The 19,812-nt window shown below is 58.6% G+C and carries 16 protein-coding genes; 10 read left to right on the forward strand and 6 right to left on the reverse strand.

From position 1 onward, the window contains the following. Positions 1-116: 116 nt before the first annotated feature. Both RA28_RS13895 and RA28_RS13900 read right to left on the reverse strand, forming a co-directional pair. Positions 117-956, reverse strand: coding sequence for a ferritin-like domain-containing protein (locus RA28_RS13895; protein ID WP_039529974.1), 840 nt, complete (start codon positions 954-956; stop codon positions 117-119). 69 nt (positions 957-1,025) lie between these two features. Further along, positions 1,026-1,487, reverse strand: coding sequence for a peroxiredoxin (locus tag RA28_RS13900; RefSeq protein WP_039529976.1), 462 nt, complete (start codon positions 1,485-1,487; stop codon positions 1,026-1,028). A gap of 68 nt (positions 1,488-1,555) precedes the next feature. Here RA28_RS13900 and RA28_RS13905 point away from each other — a divergent pair, with 68 nt between their 5' ends. From RA28_RS13905 to RA28_RS13920, 4 genes are all read left to right on the forward strand, one after another. After that, positions 1,556-4,933 carry a YhdP family protein gene (locus RA28_RS13905; RefSeq protein ID WP_241481145.1) on the forward strand — a complete coding sequence of 1,126 codons (3,378 nt, stop codon included), beginning with the start codon at positions 1,556-1,558 and terminating at the stop codon, positions 4,931-4,933. A gap of 45 nt (positions 4,934-4,978) precedes the next feature. Continuing rightward, a complete protein-coding gene (queA, locus tag RA28_RS13910) occupies positions 4,979-6,025 on the forward strand; it encodes a tRNA preQ1(34) S-adenosylmethionine ribosyltransferase-isomerase QueA (RefSeq protein ID WP_039531583.1) in 1,047 nt (348 codons plus the stop codon). A gap of 113 nt (positions 6,026-6,138) precedes the next feature. Beyond that, positions 6,139-7,410: an MFS transporter gene (locus tag RA28_RS13915; protein ID WP_039529978.1), complete on the forward strand. Its 1,272-nt coding sequence runs from the start codon at positions 6,139-6,141 to the stop codon at positions 7,408-7,410. Between the two features lie 107 nt (positions 7,411-7,517). After that, complete coding sequence (locus RA28_RS13920) at positions 7,518-8,096, forward strand: DUF924 family protein (protein ID WP_039529982.1); 579 nt, start codon at positions 7,518-7,520, stop codon at positions 8,094-8,096. Here RA28_RS13920 and RA28_RS13925 read toward each other — a convergent pair. After that, positions 8,093-8,527, reverse strand: a complete 435-nt coding sequence (locus tag RA28_RS13925; RefSeq protein ID WP_039529985.1) for a hypothetical protein — start codon at positions 8,525-8,527, stop codon at positions 8,093-8,095. The genes RA28_RS13920 and RA28_RS13925 overlap by 4 nt on opposite strands. A gap of 214 nt (positions 8,528-8,741) precedes the next feature. Between RA28_RS13925 and lpdA the strand changes: the two genes are divergently transcribed. Next, a complete protein-coding gene (lpdA, locus tag RA28_RS13930; protein WP_039529988.1) occupies positions 8,742-10,136 on the forward strand; it encodes a dihydrolipoyl dehydrogenase in 1,395 nt (464 codons plus the stop codon). Between the two features lie 133 nt (positions 10,137-10,269). Here lpdA and RA28_RS13935 read toward each other — a convergent pair whose 3' ends face one another. Then, positions 10,270-11,655: a dipeptidase gene (locus RA28_RS13935; protein WP_039529991.1), complete on the reverse strand. Its 1,386-nt coding sequence runs from the start codon at positions 11,653-11,655 to the stop codon at positions 10,270-10,272. A gap of 323 nt (positions 11,656-11,978) precedes the next feature. Here RA28_RS13935 and hemA point away from each other — a divergent pair, with 323 nt between their 5' ends. From hemA to RA28_RS13955, 4 genes are all read left to right on the forward strand, one after another. Then, complete coding sequence (gene hemA / locus RA28_RS13940; protein ID WP_039531585.1) at positions 11,979-13,202, forward strand: 5-aminolevulinate synthase; 1,224 nt, start codon at positions 11,979-11,981, stop codon at positions 13,200-13,202. Between the two features lie 129 nt (positions 13,203-13,331). Further along, positions 13,332-14,546: a helix-turn-helix domain-containing protein gene (locus RA28_RS13945; protein WP_039531587.1), complete on the forward strand. Its 1,215-nt coding sequence runs from the start codon at positions 13,332-13,334 to the stop codon at positions 14,544-14,546. A 72-nt stretch (positions 14,547-14,618) separates the two neighbouring features. Continuing rightward, positions 14,619-15,740, forward strand: a complete 1,122-nt coding sequence (gene ispG / locus RA28_RS13950; RefSeq protein ID WP_039529995.1) for a flavodoxin-dependent (E)-4-hydroxy-3-methylbut-2-enyl-diphosphate synthase — start codon at positions 14,619-14,621, stop codon at positions 15,738-15,740. 102 nt (positions 15,741-15,842) lie between these two features. Then, complete coding sequence (locus RA28_RS13955) at positions 15,843-16,412, forward strand: hypothetical protein (RefSeq protein WP_039529997.1); 570 nt, start codon at positions 15,843-15,845, stop codon at positions 16,410-16,412. Positions 16,413-16,464: 52 nt separating this feature from the next. On the opposite strand, the gene RA28_RS13960 is transcribed toward RA28_RS13955, so the two are convergent. Together RA28_RS13960 and RA28_RS13965 are read right to left on the reverse strand one after the other, a co-directional pair. Continuing rightward, complete coding sequence (locus RA28_RS13960) at positions 16,465-17,223, reverse strand: DsbA family protein (protein ID WP_039530000.1); 759 nt, start codon at positions 17,221-17,223, stop codon at positions 16,465-16,467. Beyond that, positions 17,220-18,602 (reverse strand): M48 family metalloprotease, encoded by a 1,383-nt coding sequence (locus RA28_RS13965; RefSeq protein WP_039530002.1) that lies wholly within the window; start codon positions 18,600-18,602, stop codon positions 17,220-17,222. The genes RA28_RS13960 and RA28_RS13965 overlap by 4 nt, the downstream gene beginning before the upstream one ends. Here RA28_RS13965 and RA28_RS13970 point away from each other — a divergent pair. Continuing rightward, positions 18,601-19,764 (forward strand): pyridoxal phosphate-dependent aminotransferase, encoded by a 1,164-nt coding sequence (locus RA28_RS13970; protein ID WP_039530005.1) that lies wholly within the window; start codon positions 18,601-18,603, stop codon positions 19,762-19,764. The two genes, RA28_RS13965 and RA28_RS13970, sit on opposite strands and share 2 nt — an antisense overlap. Positions 19,765-19,812 lie beyond the last annotated feature (48 nt).

The raw sequence follows: 19,812 nt of genomic DNA on the forward strand, positions 1-19,812 counted from the left end.
GGCGATTGCATAAAGGGGCAGGACGCATTGGGCAACATTCTTGACGTTTTGTGGCGCAACGTCGGGCATTTCAGCCGAGTTATCGGCGGGAAATTGCCGAAAAGGGGCGCTGATCTTCAATCCGGACCTTGTCCCGGCGCAGGCAAATCTTCGGTCAACGGCCAATAAAAGTCAGGCGGCAGACCGGCCTCGGCGCGCTTTTCCTCGTTGAAGGGGGGCTTGAGTGAGCCGTGAAAGTATCGCCGAACCAACGAATGAAATACATCCTTCGGGTCTGCGTTTTCGCGGCCGCACAAGAAATGAAACCACTTGGAGCCATAGGCCACATGCCCGACCTCTTCGGCGTAGATGACCTCTAACGCCGCAACGGCCTGATCTGCCCTGGCCTTTCGGAATATATCTATCATTCCGGGGGTTACATCCAATCCGCGCGCTTCAAGGACCATCGGAACAACGGCCAACCTGCCCATCAGGTCCTCGGTCGTGTCTTCGGCAGCCCGCCACATTCCGGCATGGGCCGGCAGCGCACCATATGACGAGCCCATCTGTTCGAGGCAGTCGCACACCATTTCGAAATGGCGCGATTCCTCTTCGGCGCATTTGACCCAATCGTCGTAGAAACCGATCGGCATGGGCACATGCCCGAACCGGGCGATGATGTCCCAATGCAGGTCCACCGCATTCAGTTCGATATGTGCGACGGCGTGCAGCAGGGCGATGCGTCCGGCCTCGGTTCCCGGTCGCCGTCTGGGCACATCTCGCGGGGAACGCAGTTCCGGCCTTTCAGGGCGCGCCGGAGACAGGGGTGGCGATGCCGTCCCAATGGCGATTTCAGGTGCATCACCCTTGCGCGATGCGAACCATACTTCAGCATGGCGTTTCGACAGCGCAGTCTTTGCGTGACCGTCTGCAGTTGTCAGAACCTCGGTCGCCATCTGGGTCAGGGTTTTGGTCATCGGGTTGATCCGCCTGTCTGGGATTTCAGCGGCACTTAAACCGGATGGCGGCCAAGGTCGAGGGCGCGATTAAAGCGCCTGAACGGCCTCAAGTACCTCTTCGACGTGTCCGGGAACCTTGACCTTGCGCCACACACGAGCGATCCGTCCGTCGGCGTCAATCAGAAAAGTCGAACGTTCGATCCCCATGGACTTGCGCCCGTACATGTTCTTTTCCACCCAAACCCCATAGTCCTCGCAAACGGTCTGGCCTTCGTCAGACAACAGTGGCGTCGTCAATCCATGTTTGGCTACAAATTTGTCGTGCTTGGCAATGCTGTCGCGCGAGATGCCGAAAACCTGTGCCCCGGCATCCGCAAAGGCCGGCAGTTGTTCCGAGAAACCAATGGATTCCTTGGTGCAGCCCGGCGTATCATCACGGGGGTAGAAAAACAAAACGACGGGCTGGCCACGTTGATCCGAAAGGCTTACTTGGCCTCCACCGTCACGAGGCAGGGTGAAATCAGGGGCAGTGTCTGAAACGTCGGGCATGTGTGACCTCTGGCTAAGAAATAAATGGTTGTCCGATATCATAGGGCGCGTTGGGCAGGTTGAAAGACGTGGAACGCAAATTGTTGCAGCCAGAACAGAAGGATGACCCGGCGGCGGGCAGCAAAAAGCGCCGCCGCTCTCGCCGTCGTTCGGCCGGGCTGTGGGCAATGCGCGGAGTCTTTGCTCTGGTTTTGCTTGCGGTCGTTGCCGCCTTCATGGTGATCGGACAAAGAATGCACGCGCCGATCTGGTTGCGCGACCGGGTTGAAGCGCGTCTGGATCAGGCGCTGGGTGGCGTTCGGATCCGGTTTGGCGATGTCAGTTTCATCATCCACGAAGGGTGGCGCCCCCGCCTGCGCTTGACCGATGTTCAAATAAGCGATGCCGCGGGGCAACAGATCGCCGAAGTTTCGGATATGCGCGCCAGCCTGGCCATGCGGCCTTTGCTGCGCGGCCATGTGCGCCCCAAACGCATCGTCCTTAACGGGGCCCAGATCGCGCTGACCCGCGGTCACGACGGAGCGCTGACGATGACTGTCGGATCCGGCAGCGCGCCGATGGGCGAGGCCCCGAATTTTGCACAGTTGATAGAAACCTCGGACGATGTGTTTCTGTCTCCAATCCTCTCAGCGCTCACCTCGGTCGAGCTGGATGCGATTACGTTGGACTACAGCGACCTGCGACAAGGGCGGTCCTGGGTTCTGGACGGTGGCCGCATTCAGATGACCCGCGACGCGCAGGAAGTTCGCCTTGCGACCAGCTTCTCGGTTCTGGCGGGCCGCGACTATGTCAGCGAGATAGAGGCCAACTATACCAGCACGCTGGACAGCGCAGCGGCCCGGTTCGGCGTCTCGATCACCGATTTGCCGGCGGAGGATATCGGCGGGCATTCTCCGGCGTTGGCCTGGATGCAGGTGCTGACCAGCCCGATTTCAGGCGCGTTGCGCGGCAGTGTCGATGCGGATGGCGCGTTGGGACCGGTGTTTGCGACGTTGAACCTGGGGGCAGGGGCCGTACAGCCGACGCCCGAGACAGTGCCGATCAAGTTCGATGCCGCGCGAACGTACTTCACCTATGACCCAACGCGGCAGGAGCTGGACTTTAATGAGGTCTCGGTCAACTCGGCCTGGGGCACCGTGCAGGGGGACGGAAAAGCTTTCTTACAGGGCGTCACTGCCGGGCGATTGGAGAGCATGGATGCGCAGTTCCGCCTCAGCGGTATCCGTGTCAACCCTGCCGATCTGTTCATCGAACCGCTGACACTGACCCATGCCGACATCGATTTCCAGATGAAGCTTGCTCCCTTTCGGCTCAAGCTGGGGCAGATGCGGGTCGAGGATGGTGACCACCGTTTGCGACTCAGCGGGGATTTGGCGGGTCTGGCCGACGGTTGGAAGGCCAGCATAGATGGACAGATCGACCGGATGCGCGTTGATCAGGTTTTGGGATATTGGCCGCCGCGTCTGGCCGTCAAGCCGCGCCGATGGGTGGAGGAGAATATTTTCGACGGGCAAATGTCTGATCTGGAATTTGCTCTGCGCCTCAGACCGGACGAACAGCCTGACGTGTTTGCAAGTTTCGAATTCGATGACGCGAAAGTCCGCTTTGCCAAAACCCTGCCGCCGGTCGAACGGGCTCAGGGGCAGGTCAGCCTGTTGAATGGCCGTTTCACGGTGACCGCACAAGAGGGCACAGTGACAGCAGCGCAGGGCGGCGTCGTCGATGCATCGGGAACGTCCTTCATCATTCCCGATATTGGCATTCGGCAACGGGCCCCCGCGATTGCCCGCATCAAGGCGTCCGGCAGCGTAACGGCGGCTTTGTCACTGCTGGACCAGCCGCCTTTGTTGGTGCTGACCAAGGCCAACCTGCCGGTCGACCTGTCGCAGGGGCAGGTGGCGTTGCAAGGCACCTTGGCGCTGCCATTGGTCAAGGGGTTGAAGCTTGAAGATACCGAGTTCCACTATACGGCCGACTTGCTTGATATTGAGAGCGACAAGCTGGTGCCCGACACCAATGTTCGCGCTGCCGGCCTCAGCCTGACCGGAGATCAGACGCAGGTCAAAATCGACGGGGACGGCTATTTTGGCGAGGTTCCGGTCAGCGCTGCGTGGACCCAGCCGATCGGTGGCAGTGAACCCCAGCGCAGTCAATTGTTGGGGCGGATCGAGATTTCCGATCTATTGATGAACCAAATCGGCGCGGGCCTGCCGCCGGGGATGGTAACCGGTCAGGGTCTCGCCGACTTCACTTTGGGCATTGGCGCGGGTGAACCGCCAGCGCTGACCGCTGACTCTGATCTGGTGGGTGTCGGGCTGGCCATTCCCGAATTGGGCTGGCGCAAACCGGCCCAAACGTCCGGTACGCTGTCGATTGATGCGACGCTGGGTGCAGCGCCTGCCGTTCAATCCCTGCAATTGGCCGCATCAGGACTGCGCAGCGCGGGTTCGATTTCTTTTCGTGATGGCGAATTGGACAGGGTCCGGTTCAGCAGTTTCGAATTGGGCGACTGGTTGGCTGTTCCAGCCGAGTTGATTGGACGCGGCGCAGCGCCGCCGGACATTCGGGTGTTGGGCGGTGTATTGAATCTCGGTAAGTCGACCTTTGGAAAAGGCAGCGGTTCGGGGTCGGGCGCAGGACCTAGGCTTGATGTGGCGTTGGACCGACTTCAAGTGACCGAGTCCGTTGCTCTGACAGGTTTGAAAGGTGCATTTCAAACCACAGGCGGATTGTCCGGGGCGTTTACGGCCTTGGTCAATGGTGGCGCTGCAATCAGTGGTCAGGTCTCGCCCAGCGGGGGTCGCACGGCGGTCAACCTGACATCGGATGACGCGGGGTCCGTTCTGCGGTCTGCCGGGGTTATCACCCAGGCCCGGGGCGGTTCCTTCGCATTGCAGCTGGACCCGATTGCCGAAGAGGGAAATTACGACGTGGGCCTCAGAATCCGTGATACGCGGATCAAGGACGCGCCCGCGATGGCGGCCCTGCTGAATGCAATCAGCCTTGTCGGCCTGCTGGATGAAATGGCCGGGCAGGGCATATATTTCGCGTCAATCGAAAGCCAAATGCGCGTGACACCGACCCAGATCAAGGTCCTCAGCGGCAGCGCCGTGGGCCCGTCCATGGGCCTGTCCTTCGATGGAACGATCGACACAGTTGCCGGGATGCTTGATTTGCGGGGGGCGATCTCTCCGATCTATCTTTTAAATGCCGTCGGCAGTGTTTTGACCCGCAAAGGCGAAGGTGTCTTTGCATTCAATTACACGCTCAGAGGCCCTTTGACCGATCCATCGGTTTCGGTGAACCCGCTATCGGGCCTGGCCCCCCTGTTCTTGCGCAACTTGATGCGTGCGCCGCCCCCAACCGTGTCCGACGGGCCAAATGCCACGCGCGACAGACCGATCAGCGAACATCCGGCGGCGCAATCCCGTGGCGAGGATCGCTGAGCGCGACGTGTGGCCGAATCTGTTTCGCCCATGTATGGCGCGGCCATGAAACTCAGCGATTTTGATTTTGATCTGCCCGAAGACCTGATCGCGACGCGGCCCGCGCAGCCGCGCTCGTCCGCGCGATTGCTGGTTGCGAACAGGGGTGTATTGCAGGACAGGCAGGTCTTGGATCTGCCGGACATACTGCGCCCCGGCGATCGTCTTGTGTTGAACGATACAAAGGTCATTCCGGCGCGATTGAACGGGCGACGCCACCGCAACAGTGCGCAAGGCCCGGTCTCTGCGGCCATCGAAGCCACGTTGCTGGATCCGCAGGCAGATGGCGCTTGGTCCGCGTTGATCAAACCCCTGAAGAAGGTCAAACCGGGCGAAGAGATCGTGTTTTCGGATACTTTGTCCGCACGTTTGGAGCGTATCGAGGATGGGCAGGCGTTTCTGAGGTTCAATCTTTCAGGTGACGACTTTGATCAGGCACTTGACCGGGCGGGGTCGATGCCCCTGCCACCTTACATTGCAGCAAAACGCCCGGCCGATGCGCAGGACAAGACCGACTATCAAACCGTCTGGGCGCGGAATTCCGGTGCTGTCGCGGCTCCGACGGCCTCCTTGCACTTTGACGAACCGTTGTTGCAGGCGTTGTCTGTGCGCGGTGTCGAGTTTTCCCACGTGACCCTGCATGTCGGAGCCGGGACGTTCCTGCCGATCAAGGTTGAAGACGTGACCACGCACAAAATGCATGCCGAGTGGGGTCAGGTCAGCGAACAGGCCGCCGCAGAAATCCGGGCCACAAAGGCTGCCGGTGGGCGTGTCATCCCTGTCGGCACAACCGCACTGCGACTGATCGAAAGCGCCGCGCGGGATGGGGTTATCGAAGCGTGGGAAGGCGAGACGGATATTTTCATCTATCCGGGCTTCGATTTTAATGTGACGGACGCGCTGATGACAAATTTCCACCTGCCCAAATCCACCTTGCTGATGCTGGTGTCTGCACTGATCGGGCAGGACAGGATAAAGTCGGTATACGACCATGCAATTGCACGAAAATACCGGTTCTTTTCGTACGGAGACTCATCGCTGTTGATCCCGTGATCTCACGGATTTTCGGATCAAAACACAACAATGTCGTATACAGGCGCGACCGGGGCGAAAATTGATCGCACCAAGCTGGCAAAAAACGCCGGTAACATCGAAAGGGGCCTTGGATGCTTCAGGTGATTTCAAGCGCATGGGCGCTTTTGCTTGGGATGGGCCTGTTGATGGTGGGCAACGGGTTGCAGGGCACCTTGCTCGGCGTTCGTGGCGAAATCGAGTCGTTCTCGACCCTGCAGATGTCTTTTGTCATGTCGGCTTATTTCCTAGGCTTCCTCGGCGGTTCGAGACTGGCGCCCGAGATGATACGACGTGTCGGGCATGTGCGTGTGTTCGCGGCCCTGGCATCCTTCATCTCTGCCGTCATGATCATGTACCCGTTATTGACAAACCCGATTGCGTGGGCGTTGGGGCGCGTGCTGATCGGATTTTGTTTTTCCGGCGTTTACGTGACGGCGGAAAGCTGGTTGAACAACGCGGCGAACAACGAAAACCGCGGTCAGGCGCTGTCGCTTTACATGATCGTTCAGATGACTGGGGTGGTCAGCGCACAGGCGCTGATGCTGGTCGGTGATCCGGCCGGGTATGAGACATTCGTCATCGCCTCGATCCTTGTTTCCATCTCGTTTGCACCGATCTTGCTGTCGATTTCCCCGACACCGGCTTTTGACACGACCAAACCCATGTCGCTGCGGCAATTGTTCGAAACCTCGCCACTGGGATGCGTGGGAATGTTCCTGCTTGGCGGCGTCTTTTCCGCCCAGTTCGCGATGGCCGCGGTCTACGGCGCGCATGCGGGCCTGTCACTGGCCGAAATCTCGACCTTTGTCGCCGCCTTCTATGTCGGCGCGCTGGTTCTGCAATATCCGCTGGGGTGGCTTTCCGACAGAATGGATCGCCGTCTGCTGATCATGTCGGTGGCCGCAATCGGAGGTGTGGCCGCCGTGATTGGAATGCTGTTCGGGGTGACGTTCCCCGTTCTGCTTGTTTCGGCATTCTGCATTGGTGGTATGTCAAACCCGCTGTATTCCCTGCTGATCGCATACACCAATGACTACCTGGAATACGACGATATGGCCGCGGCCTCGGGCGGGTTGGTCTTCACCAATGGTCTCGGCGCGATAGCGGGGCCGTTGATCACGGGCTGGCTGATGGGGGATGCGGTTTTTGGGCCACAGGGCTTTTTCCTGTTCATCGCGGCCCTGATGTTCGTGACTGCTGCATACGCCGCATATCGCATGACACAGCGCGCCTATGTCCCCGTCGATGAAACCGGAGCGATTGCACCGATTTACCCCACAGCGTCGCCGGTTGCACTTGAAGTGGCGCAAGAAGTGGTCATCGAAGCGGCCCAGGACGAATCGGACGGGCAAGAACCCGCCTAACCTCATGAAATGTGACGTCCGTGTTGCAATATGTTACTGTAACAGTTCTGTAAAACGGCCTTAAATGACGCTACGTCCCTGGGGAGGGCACAAACGGAGTTCAGGGCATGGTTAGTCCCGAAGAAGTACTGAGTTTTTGGTTGGATGAAATTGGCCCCGACGGCTGGTACGTTCAGGATGAAACGCTTGATGCGACCATCCGTGACCGGTTCATGGACACGTGGTCAGCGGCATGTGAGGGAAGGTTCTCGATGTGGCTGACATACCCCAGCGGTGCACTGGCCTACATCATCCTGATGGATCAATTTCCGCGCAACATGTTCCGAGGCGAAAAACGCGCTTTTTCAACCGATCGGGCGGCGTTGACGGCAGCCAAATGTGCGATCGACAAAAGCTGGGACATGAAGATAGATGAACCGGCGCGGCAGTTTTTCTACCTTCCGCTGATGCATTCTGAAAACCTGTGCGATCAGGAACGCTGTGTCCGACTGATGTGCGAACGGATGCCGGAGAACGGTGGCAGCAACCTGCTGCATGCCCGCGCGCATCGCGAAGTGATCCGCCAGTTTGGCCGCTTTCCCTACCGGAATGAAGCGCTGGAACGGCCAACGACCGCGCATGAGGCTGCTTATGTCAGCGAAGGTGGCTACGGATCCACCGTGCGGGCATTACAAACCGCCAATTAAGCCGAGGGCGTGCATCCTCGGACTGCCTGCACCTTTTCGGCGGCTGCCTCGGCAGCCGTTGTAACTGCGTAGTCGATCAATTCTTCTGGATTCTCAACCAGACCGGCCAACCGGGTTTGCGTCTCTGACAGCCGTGTTTCAATTTCGTTCAGGCGATCCAGAGCGGTGTCCAGTTTGGCCTGCGTGGTCGGGCTGATGGCAATTCCCTGATCGCGGATGGACGTCAGGTCGCTGCGCAACCCGGCCAACTCGCCACGAATACCCTGCGCCTCTTCGCGCAATGGCGCAACGACTTGCAGGTTTTCGGCGAATCCTTCGCGGATGTCCTGAACGGATTGCGCCAGCTTCCACCCCAGAAACAGGCACAACGCCAGTAGAATAAGAGTGGCGTTCAGGAGGGCGAGTAATAAGTCCTTTAGCGTTTTGGCCATGACAATACCTTCGAATATCAATCTGTTTTGGGAACCTGACGTGCAGAGGTTGTCTTTTTCTAGCGTCTGGACCGGGGTCGGTATAGGCTGAAACCAGCGCAATAGCGCCGTTCTTACCCTGCGTCATATTTGTCGCGGAAGCGATGATTGATGCGCTGAGAAAAATAGTTTAATGGTAAACTAGTTTTAATCAGACCCGCGCCGAGAGGTACACATGGCTGCACAATCCTTTGATCTGATCGTAATCGGCGCGGGCCCCGGAGGCTATGTCGCCGCCATCCGCGCCGCGCAACTTGGCCTGAAGACCGCTGTCGTAGAACGCGAGCATCTGGGCGGGATTTGCCTGAACTGGGGCTGCATCCCGACCAAGGCGTTGCTGCGGTCATCAGAAGTCTTTCATCTGATGGAACGGGCCAAGGACTTTGGACTGAAGGCGGACAAGGTCGATTACGATCTTGAGGCGGTCGTCAAACGCTCGCGCGGGGTTGCCAAGCAGCTGACCAGCGGCGTGGGTCATCTGCTGAAGAAGAACAAAGTCACTGTCATCATGGGGGAGGCTACGATCCCAGCAAAGGGCAAGGTCAGCGTCAAAACCGAAAAGGGCAGCGACGAACTGACCGCCAAGAATATCATTTTGGCCACGGGTGCCCGCGCACGTGAACTGCCCGGTCTCGAGGCGGACGGGGATCTGGTCTGGACCTACAAACATGCGCTGATGCCCCCTCGGATGCCGAAGAAACTGCTGGTGATCGGTTCGGGCGCCATCGGGATCGAATTTGCAAGCTTTTACAACACACTGGGCGCGGAAACGACCGTGGTTGAGGTGATGGACCGCGTGTTGCCGGTGGAAGATGCCGAAATCAGCGCTTTTGCCAAGAAGGCGTTTACCAAACAAGGCATGACCATCATGGAAAAAGCGATGGTCAAGCAACTGGACCGCGCAAAAGGCAAGGTTACCGCGCATATCGAGGTCAAGGGCAAAGTCGAAAAGCATGATTTCGACACCGTGATATCTGCCGTAGGGATCGTCGGAAATGTCGAAAACCTCGGGCTTGAGGCATTGGGCGTGCAAGTAGACCGAACACACGTCGTCACAGATGAGTTCTGCCGCACAGGCGTTGAAGGGCTCTATGCCATCGGCGACATCGCCGGAGCACCCTGGCTGGCGCACAAGGCGAGCCATGAGGGCGTCATGGTTGCGGAACTGATCGCCGGCAAACATGCACATCCCGTCAAACCGGAAAGCATTGCTGGCTGCACCTATTGCCAGCCTCAGGTCGCGTCGGTGGGCTACACCGAGGCCAGGGCGAAAGAGCTTGGCTACGACATCAAGGTCGGCAAGTTTCCCTTTATCGGCAACGGAAAGGCGATTGCATTGGGCGAGCCTGAAGGCCTGATCAAAACCGTGTTCGACGCCAAAACCGGTGAACTGCTGGGCGCACATATGATCGGGGCAGAGGTGACGGAGCTGATTCAGGGCTATGTGGTCGGCCGCCAACTGGAAACCACGGAAGAAGACCTAATGAACACGGTTTTCCCGCACCCGACCTTGTCGGAAATGATGCACGAAAGCGTGCTGGATGCGTATGGGCGCGTGATACACATGTAGAAAATGGGGGCGCTGCCCCCGCCGCGGCAAGCCGCGTCTCCCCCGGGATATTTACAGCCAGATGAAGCAGGGGATCCGGTCTTCATCTGGCCTCAAATATCCCGGAGCGCGAGGCAGAGCCTCGCAAAATACACTATTTGGTCAACGCTTCCAGAATACGCGCCCAGGACCGGATACCCTTGTGGAAGCTTTTCACGTCATATTTTTCGTTTGGTGAATGGATGGCGTCATCGTCATTGGCATAGCCAACGAGCATCGAGTCCAACCCAAGAACCGAGGCAAAATACCCAACCACCGGTATGGATCCGCCCATTCCGGTGAATACGGCCTCTCGTTTCCACTCATCCGACAGCGCCCCACGTGCAGCTTCAAATTCGGGGCGATCAAGGTTCATGACGGATGCGGGTGACCCTTCGAGGTCGTTGTCCCAAACGACTTTGGCATCCGGAGACAAGCGCGCTTCGACATGTTTGCGGATCTTGTCGCGCAAAGCGTCGGGGTCCATGTCACCGACCAGACGGCAGGTGATCTTACAATGCGCCTCGGAAGGGATCACGGTTTTTGAACCGGCGCCGTTGTAGCCCCCCCACAGCCCGTTCACTTCCAGCGTCGGGCGCGCCCATTGCTGTTCCAGAGTTGAATATTCTTTTTCTCCATGCGGCTGCGAATAACCCACCGAGTTGAGATATTCAGCCTCGTCAAATCCGCAATTTTCCCATTGGCGCAGCTGTTCCGCTGGCACTTCATGAACGCCGTCATAGAAACCTTCCACGGCAATACGTCCGGTTTCATCGTCGTAGAACGACGCGACAATTTTTGACATCTCTCTGAGCGGGTTTAGGCCGGGACCGCCATAGTGGCCCGAGTGCAGGTCGATGCGGGGACCGATAATTGTGAACTCATCCTTGAGCATCCCGCGCAGCTGCGACGCAATCGACGGCACGCCGCGCGAGACCATAGAGGTATCGCAGACCAATGCCAGATCTGCCTTAAGCTCTTCCTTGTTCGCCTCAAGAAACGGAACGAGCGATGGCGAGCCCGACTCCTCTTCGCCTTCAAAGAAAAAGGTGATGCGGCAGGGCAGGGTGCCGTTCACGGCCTTCCAGGCGCGACATGCTTCGACAAAGGTCATCAGCTGGCCTTTGTCGTCCGATGATCCACGGCCGCGAATGACCTGACCATTTTCGGTCTCTTCAAGCGCCGGGTCGAACGGATCGCGGGTCCACAGTTCCAACGGATCAACGGGTTGCACGTCGTAGTGCCCGTAAAACAGAACGTGCGGCCCTTCGTTGCCCTCTCCGACATGGCCAACGACCATAGGGTGGCCGGGCGTGGTGCGTTTTTCGCAAGTGATGCCAATGCTTTGCAGGTCCGAGACCAACCAATCTGCGGCCTGATCCACTTGTTTTTTGTAAGCCGGGTCGGTCGAAATCGACGGGATGCGCAAGAACTCCATCAACCGGTCGATGGAATTTGAAAGGTCGGTGTCGATCCTGTTCAGAACAGCGTCAAGCGACATAGGCTTCTCCTGGATAGTCGTGAATTTTGGCGGAGCCTATCAGCGCGCGCGGTGCCGTCCAGTGCATATCGGTGTGAATTTTGGTACATTAACGGAAACCCCGAGATGCGGCGCACAGGTGCCTGCGTCGTTTCCTCGCGTCTGATGGCCGTAACTTTACTTGTCCGGCGGGCAGATCAGAGATAATTGATGCAAATCAATGCTGCGACTCTGATTTCGCCAATAGTCATGGTAATACAGGGGCGCAAACCTCGGGAATGTTAGCCGGGGGACGAATGGGTCTGGTGGCGGCAATGCAAAGCCAGGCGCTAAAGGAGAATTTGGTGGACTATACTGCTCAGCTCGATACTGCGATCGCCAGGCTTCACGAAGAGGGACGGTATCGGACCTTCATTGATATCGAACGTCGCAACGGGCATTTCCCGCATGCGGTCCGCACCTGTCCCGACGGATCTCAGCAAAACATCACCGTGTGGTGCGGTAATGACTACCTGGGCATGGGGCAAAACCCTGTTGTCCTGAATGCGATGCACGAAGCCGTGGATGCAGCGGGCGCCGGATCAGGGGGCACGCGCAACATCTCGGGCACCACGGTCTATCACAAGCGGCTCGAGGCCGAGTTGGCGGATCTGCATGGCAAAGAGGCCGCGTTGCTGTTCACCAGCGCCTACATTGCCAATGACGCGACGCTTTCAACGCTGCCGAAGCTTTTTCCCGGTCTGATCATCTATTCCGACGAACTGAACCATGCTTCGATGATCGAAGGCGTGCGGCGCAATGGTGGGGCCAAGCGAATTTTCCGGCACAATGATGTGGCCCACCTGCGCGAACTGCTTGAGGCCGATGATCCCGCAGCCCCGAAACTGATCGCGTTCGAATCTGTCTATTCGATGGACGGCGATTTTGGTCCGATCGAAGAAATCTGTGATTTGGCCGACGAATTTGGTGCGTTGACCTATATTGACGAAGTTCACGCGGTTGGCATGTACGGGCCGCGCGGTGGCGGCGTCACCGAACGGGATCGTCTGGCACATCGTATCGACATCATCAACGGAACCTTGGCCAAGGCTTTCGGTGTCATGGGCGGATACATCGCAGCCAGCGCAAAGATGTGCGACGCCATTCGGTCTTATGCGCCCGGTTTCATCTTCACAACGTCTTTGCCGCCCGCAGTTGCCGCCGGAGCAGCGGCGTCGGTTGCGTATCTCAAGGGCGCCTCCGAGCTGCGCGAGCAGCATCAAACCCAGGCCAAGGTGCTCAAGCTCAGGTTGAAAGGGATGGGTCTGCCGTTGATCGATCATGGCAGTCACATCGTTCCGGTGATTGTGGGCAATCCGGTTCACACGAAAATCCTCAGCGACAGGCTGTTGGAGGACTATGGAATCTACGTACAACCGATCAATTTCCCGACGGTTCCGCGAGGCACGGAACGCCTGCGCTTTACGCCGTCGCCGGTTCACGGACCGGGCGAAATGAACCGTTTGATCCACGCGATGGACGAACTTTGGTCACATTGTGCGCTAAATCGCGCCGAACTTGCCGGTTAACCTCACGCCAAAGTGTGCATTACGTTTGACGCGTGTTAAGCTTACGCTAACAAAAGTGGCGGACGAATCGTTTGGGATATGATTCGCCGTTGGCGTGTAACACGCATAGGGCAGAATGGGGCAGCAGGAATGATTGGGCGCAGATCACAGCGCGATTCCGAAGAGGGCACGGACGTCAGGCCAAAGGGCTTTGATGACTACGAAGTGCGGCTCGGCGATGTCATGCGCGGTGAACGCGCGACGATGGGCAAGTCGCTTCTCGACGTTCAGCGCGAATTGCGGATCAAGGCCAACTACATCGCTGCAATAGAAAACGCGGACCCCGACGCCTTTGACACACCCGGCTTCATCGCCGGGTATGTGCGTTCTTACGCACGCTATCTGGGTATGAACCCGGACGAAACGTTTGCGACCTTCTGTGAGGAAAGCGGTTTCGAGGTCGCACACGGTATGTCGGCCCAGGCATCTGTGGTGCGAAAGTCGCCGGGCGATTTGCCGTCGCGCGGACCGATGGGGCGTGATCCGTTTATTTCACCCAATACGCCATACATTCCGGGCAAACAGTCCTTTGTCAGTCAGATCGAACCCCGGGCCATCGGGTCCTCGCTGGTGTTGCTGGCTGTGATCGGCGGCATTGGCTATGGCGGCTGGTCTGTTCTGAATCGCATTCAGCAGGTTCAGGTCAGCCCGGTCGAGCAGGCGCCGGTCGTGTTGACTGACCTCGACCCGTTGGAGGCCGCGCGCACCCAGTCTGACACAGCCGAGATTGCCAGCGTTGATGCTCCGAGCGCCGAGGCCCTTGATCGTCTGTACCGCCCGCAGGCGTTGGATGTCCCGGTGCTGGTTGCGCGGGACGCTCCGATCTCGACCCTTGATCCGCGTTCAGTTGGCACGTTCCGTGCGCCCGAGCCGCCCCAGATCGAAGTCGCTGATGTGCATACGGTCGAGCGTTCGACCTTGCCTCAGGTTGTCGAACAGGTCGACACGACACTGAAGATCGTGGCCGTGAACCCCGCCTGGATGCGTGTGACCGCAGCTGACGGCAGCGTCATTTTTGAAGGTACTTTGGGCACCGTCGAACAGGGCAGCGTGTTCGAAGTCCCACTGACCGAAGAGCCGCCGCAACTGCGCGCAGGTGCCTCGGGCTCTGTCTTCTTTTCGATGAACGGCGAACACTTTGGGCCTGCTGGCGCGCCCGGGACTGTGGCCAAGGGTGTCGTACTGTCCAAGGACGCCGTGGCTGAGCGTTTTGAGGTGGCAGACCTCGAAGCCGAGCAGAACAGCGCCTTGAAACAATTGGTGGCCGAGCTTCAGACTCAGGCAGCGGAAGAACCCACCGAGTGATCTGACCATTGCGAAGCGCCAGTCGTCGGACTATCTAAAGGCGCAAAGCTGGCTATCGCGGACCTCGCCCTTATGTCCCTCAATCACGTGCGCCCTTGGCGCGACATTTATCGCCGCAAGTCCCGCCAGATCATGGTTGGCAACGTGCCCGTGGGGGGGGATGCGCCGATTGCGGTGCAGACGATGACCAACACTCTGACCACGGATGTTGCTGCCACCGTTGCGCAAGTGCAGGCCGCGGCCGAAGCCGGTGCCGATATCGTGCGGGTCTCCGTCCCGGATGAGGCGTCTTCGAAAGCCTTGAAAGAGATCGTGCGCGAAAGCCCGGTGCCGATCGTGGCGGACATTCACTTTCACTACCGGCGCGGCATTGAAGCCGCCGAAGCGGGCGCCGCCTGTTTGCGGATCAACCCCGGAAACATCGGCAGCGAAGATCGCGTGAAAGAGGTCATAAAGGCGGCACGCGACCACAATTGCTCGATCAGGATCGGCGTGAACGCTGGCAGTCTGGAAAAACACCTGCTTGAGAAATACGGCGAACCGTGCCCAGAGGCGATGGTCGAAAGTGGGCTGGAACATATCCGTATCCTGCAAGACAATGATTTCCACGAATTCAAGATCAGCGTGAAGGCCAGCGACGTCTTTTTGTCCGCCGCCGCTTATCAGGGCATTGCCGAGGCGACGGACGCTCCGATCCACCTTGGCATTACTGAAGCCGGAGGATTGGTTTCGGGCACCATCAAATCCGCCATCGGACTTGGCAACCTGCTGTGGATGGGCATCGGTGACACGATCCGTGTCAGCCTGTCCGCGGATCCGGTCGAAGAGGTAAAGGTCGGCTTTGAAATCCTCAAATCACTGGGTCTGCGCCACCGCGGCGTGAACATCATCTCTTGCCCATCGTGCGCCCGGCAGGGGTTTGACGTGATCAAAACGGTCGAGGCGCTGGAACACCGGCTGGAGCATATCAAGACGCCGATGTCCCTGTCGATCATCGGTTGCGTCGTGAACGGCCCGGGTGAGGCGCTGATGACCGATGTCGGCTTTACTGGCGGCGGGGCCGGGTCGGGCATGGTCTATCTGGCGGGCAAGGCCAGCCATAAAATGTCCAACGATCAGATGATCGACCATATCGTGGAAGAGGTCGAGAAGAAGGCGGCGGAACTGGACGCCGCAGCCGAGGCAGCAGAATAGGTTTTCTGCCAGCTATTCACATGCCTTTGCAAAGCGCCATGTTGTGGCCCGATTTGCAATTACTAGTGGCTGCAAAGAAACACGATTCTGGAGCAGTAAACGTTGCAATACAAAGCAATTTTTGCGGGCGTTCTGGCCGCGACTTTGGCCGCTTGCAGCAGCCCTTCTGGCAACTACAATGATCGGCCGAGCTTTATTCATGTCCCGGTTCCGCCAACCCAGGGGACGCAGCTTGGTTACCTATCCGTCGATGTATCGGGTTGGAGCGAAAACGGCACCACCACGCGCGCAGATGTACGGATCAGCCCGGGCGGTACGGGCAAGCCACGGGGGAAATTGACGCCGGTCATGACCGTTGATCCGCAGTTGACCTCTCGGGTCGCACTGTCGCTGCGCGATGGTCAGGATTCAAGCGCAGCTTTTGCGTTTGCCCAACAGATCGCGCGCGCGACCTATTGCCCGTCGGGACCGATTACGAAGAATACCGGGATCCGAAAATACTCCCGTCCCCAAGATTTGCAGGCCATTCTGGCGGAAAGTCATCGGCAGGGCCGTGATGTAATCCCCGCCGGCGTCAAAGGCGAAACAGTCTCTGCCGTCGATTTCAGAACAACCGGTACCCCGACTTGGGTGGTGTCGATGAAATGTGACGCGCCTTATCCATACGACTAGAAAGTAATGGGCGGCAAGGCCGCCCATTATCGGTCGTCAAAAAGGTCTCTCATCAACCCTGTTCTGCGCGCACGCCGTTTGCGATCTGCTGCATCTGGTCGGCGGGCAGGAAGCCGCGCAACATTTCGGTGCCCAGCACGAAAGACGGCGTGCCGGAGATGTTGAGTTTGCGGGCCAAGGCGCGGGTCTTGTTGATCTCTTCGGTGACAGCATCCGTGTCCATCGCCGCAATAATGGCGTCACTGTCCAGCCCCAGCCCGTCCGAAATGCGGCGCAAAGTGACTTCGTTTGGTTCGCCGCTGAATTCAAGCAGCGCGTCGTGCACTTGCTTATAGGCGTCGTCGCCGGCCACCTGTTTGGTTGCCACTGCGAACCGCGATGACTGCACCGACGCATCGCCCAAAATAGGCAGTTCTTTTATGACCAACCGGATGTTGCCGTCGGATTCCAGCAGGCTTGCGACTTCGGGTACGGCGCGACGGCAATAACCGCAGCGGTAGTCCATGAACTCGACCAGCGTGATGTCGCCATCCGGGTTGCCACCGACCCAGCTGTATCCGTCGTTGATCAATTCTTCCAGATTGTCCGCAACCAGTTGCTTGTCAGCCTCGGCCTCGGCCGCTGCATTGCGTTCTTCAAGAATATTGATCGCCTCGATGATCACCTCGGGGTTTTCCAGCAGGTATTCACGGACCTGTGCGCCGAATTCGGCCTTCTCGGCGTCGCTGAGCGCGTTGAGGTCCAGCGCCTGGGCGGGGCCGGTGATTAAGGAAAGCCCCAGCAGGGCGGGTGCAGCATGTCTGAGGATCATTTCCGTCTCCTTTTCTTTTTCTCTGCGCGCTCCGCAGCAATCAGCACATCCTGCGCCCTTTGCCAACCCGGAGACCCAACGGGCAATTGCCCGACGGCGCGTCTTGCGTGGATACCTGCATCGGCCAACCGGCCTTGCAAGGCATATCGTTCTGCTGTCACGGCCGAGGCCATGCCGTTATTTCCGATCTGGGCGTAAGCGACGCCCAGATCCCGCATAAGTCTTAAGTTTCGGTAATCCCTTGCGCGGGCTTTCTCAAGAACTTCCAGAGCCTTTTTTGTCTGACCATTCGCCAAAAGAGCGCGCCCGTATCCAGCCAGTATCAGAGAGTCTCGCGGCGCCATCTCGACCGCTTTGCCGTATGCTTTAACAGCCTCCGATACTCTTCTGTTTTCCAACAAAATTTGCCCCTTTAATTCGTAAAAGAACGGGTCATCGGGGCGGATTTCCAAGGCGGCATCTATAGCGGCACGCGCCTGAGCCAGATCACGATTTTGGTGGTGTGCCGATGCGGTGCGCATCAGGCGGATGTCATTGTGGTCTTCCTCGGCTGCCCGGCGCAAAGTCCAGCCCGGAGCACGCAGAAATGCAGACAGCTTGCCTTTGACGCGCGCAAACCAGTAATCGGCATTGGGGTTTGGCTGTGCCTGATCCCCGAATTCATCCAAAAATGCCTCGGCCGCGCGAAGGCGTTCGCGGCTTGTGGGGTGCGAGCGCATGTATGGGTCTTGGTTCACTTCGCTTAACAATTCTTGTCCTGCGAACTTGCGGTGCAGCTTGACCATTCCGCTGGGCGAGATGTCGGCCCACCGCAGATAGCTGGCGGCGCTGCGATCTGCCGCGGCCTCTTCCGCGCGGGTGTGGCCCAAGAAACTGCGCAGAGCTGACGAGTTTGTCCCCACGGCAATTCCGGCGGCAGCCTCTCCGCCACCCGCCAACCCGACAATCAGGGCCAGCGCAGTGCCAAACTGTGCGTTGCGCTGGGCCGCTCGCAGGTTTTCGGCACGTCGTGCCAAATGACCGTTGGCAATATGCGCGGCCTCGTGGGCAATCACGGCCTGCAGCATCTCGGGGCTTTCCACAGACAGGATCAGCCCGTAATGCAGGTAAATGGCATTGTAATCGATGACAAAGGCGTTGAACGTGCTGTCATTAACCACAAAAATCCGCACTCTGTTGGTATTCAGCCCCGCCGCGCGCAGCAGCGGAAAGGCCAATTCGCGCAGACCGTGCTCGATATCAGGATCGCGAATAAGGCCTTGTGAACTGGCCTGAGACGCGCTTGTGATCCATGTCACTGCCACCAGCAGCAGGGCCGGGATTGACGCCAGCCTGGATACGCGTTCAAAAGCCATGGCTGCAACATGGGAGATGGGCATGAGAAACTCAACCCGGTCCGGGGTCGATCCCTTCATCGTGATGGACGTGATGGAGGCGGCCAGACGCGCCGAAGAGGCAGGCCGCCACATAATCCACATGGAGGTCGGGCAGCCGGGAACCGGTGCACCAAAAGGCGCGACAGCGGCGCTGGCCCGGGCAATGGAGCAGGGGCCCTTGGGCTATACGGTCGCCCTTGGGCTGCCGGCGCTGCGCCAGCGGATCGCGCGGCTGTACGGAGACTGGTACAATGTTGATCTGAATCCCGAAAGGGTTGTTGTCACGCCCGGGTCTTCGGGCGGCTTTTTGTTGGCGTTCACGGCCCTTTTCGACAGTGGCGATCGTGTCGGGATCGGCGCACCGGGGTATCCATCATACCGTCAAATTCTAAAAGCGTTGGGTTTGGTTCCGGTGGACCTGCCGACCGCGCCGGAAAACCGGCTGCAGCCTGTTGCGCAGGACATTGCAGGAATGGGTTTGCAGGGCTTGATGGTGGCCTCTCCGGCCAACCCAACCGGAACCATGCTGGATCACGAGGCCATGCGTGCATTGATCGAGGCGGCGCAAGCCCAAGAGGCGTCGTTCATCAGCGACGAGATTTACCACGGGCTGGAATACGAAGCCAAAGCGGTCACCGCACTTGAATTGATGGATGATTGTTATGTGATCAATTCGTTCTCCAAATACTTTTCGATGACCGGTTGGCGGGTCGGGTGGATGGTTGTGCCCGAAGATCAGGTTCGCGTGGTCGAACGGATTGCGCAGAACATGTTCATCTGCGCGCCTCACGCCAGTCAGGTTGCAGCCTTGGCGGCGATGGAATGCGAAGGTGAATTGCAGGCGAATCTGGATGTCTACCGGGCGAACCGTGACTTGATGCTAACGGGTTTGCCGCAAGCAGGATTTACCAACATCGCGCCCCCGGACGGTGCGTTCTATGTTTACGCCGACGTGTCCGAGCTAACGGATGACAGTCGCGCGTTTGCGGCTGAGATCCTGGAAAAGGCCGGTGTCGCAGTGACGCCCGGGCTGGATTTTGACCCCGAACGCGGACACAAAACGCTGCGCTTTTCCTACGCACGGTCAACTGCGGACATTCAAGAGGGGCTGAGCCGTCTGCGCGAATTCATGATCAACCGGGGTGCGGTTACCACCGTGGCTTAAGGCGTTCACAAAATCGGGCAGGTGCGTTAGGGTCAGATCAAACGATCT

It is taken from the genome of Ruegeria sp. ANG-S4 (assembly GCF_000814005.1).
Lineage (GTDB): Bacteria > Pseudomonadota > Alphaproteobacteria > Rhodobacterales > Rhodobacteraceae > Ruegeria.

What these genes read in the sequence shown, in the direction of transcription:
- RA28_RS13965 (WP_039530002.1), bottom strand. Translation starts at nt 18,602, where the DNA reads ATGCCCATCTCCCATGTTGCAGCCATGGCTTTTGAACGCGTATCCAGG.
- RA28_RS13915 (WP_039529978.1), top strand. Translation starts at nt 6,139, where the DNA reads ATGCTTCAGGTGATTTCAAGCGCATGGGCGCTTTTGCTTGGGATGGGC.
- RA28_RS13945 (WP_039531587.1), top strand. Translation starts at nt 13,332, where the DNA reads ATGATTGGGCGCAGATCACAGCGCGATTCCGAAGAGGGCACGGACGTC.
- RA28_RS13960 (WP_039530000.1), bottom strand. Translation starts at nt 17,223, where the DNA reads ATGATCCTCAGACATGCTGCACCCGCCCTGCTGGGGCTTTCCTTAATC.
- RA28_RS13920 (WP_039529982.1), top strand. Translation starts at nt 7,518, where the DNA reads ATGGTTAGTCCCGAAGAAGTACTGAGTTTTTGGTTGGATGAAATTGGC.
- lpdA (WP_039529988.1), top strand. Translation starts at nt 8,742, where the DNA reads ATGGCTGCACAATCCTTTGATCTGATCGTAATCGGCGCGGGCCCCGGA.
- RA28_RS13925 (WP_039529985.1), bottom strand. Translation starts at nt 8,527, where the DNA reads ATGGCCAAAACGCTAAAGGACTTATTACTCGCCCTCCTGAACGCCACT.
- RA28_RS13970 (WP_039530005.1), top strand. Translation starts at nt 18,601, where the DNA reads ATGAGAAACTCAACCCGGTCCGGGGTCGATCCCTTCATCGTGATGGAC.
- queA (WP_039531583.1), top strand. Translation starts at nt 4,979, where the DNA reads ATGAAACTCAGCGATTTTGATTTTGATCTGCCCGAAGACCTGATCGCG.
- ispG (WP_039529995.1), top strand. Translation starts at nt 14,619, where the DNA reads ATGTCCCTCAATCACGTGCGCCCTTGGCGCGACATTTATCGCCGCAAG.
- RA28_RS13900 (WP_039529976.1), bottom strand. Translation starts at nt 1,487, where the DNA reads ATGCCCGACGTTTCAGACACTGCCCCTGATTTCACCCTGCCTCGTGAC.
- RA28_RS13935 (WP_039529991.1), bottom strand. Translation starts at nt 11,655, where the DNA reads ATGTCGCTTGACGCTGTTCTGAACAGGATCGACACCGACCTTTCAAAT.
- RA28_RS13895 (WP_039529974.1), bottom strand. Translation starts at nt 956, where the DNA reads ATGACCAAAACCCTGACCCAGATGGCGACCGAGGTTCTGACAACTGCA.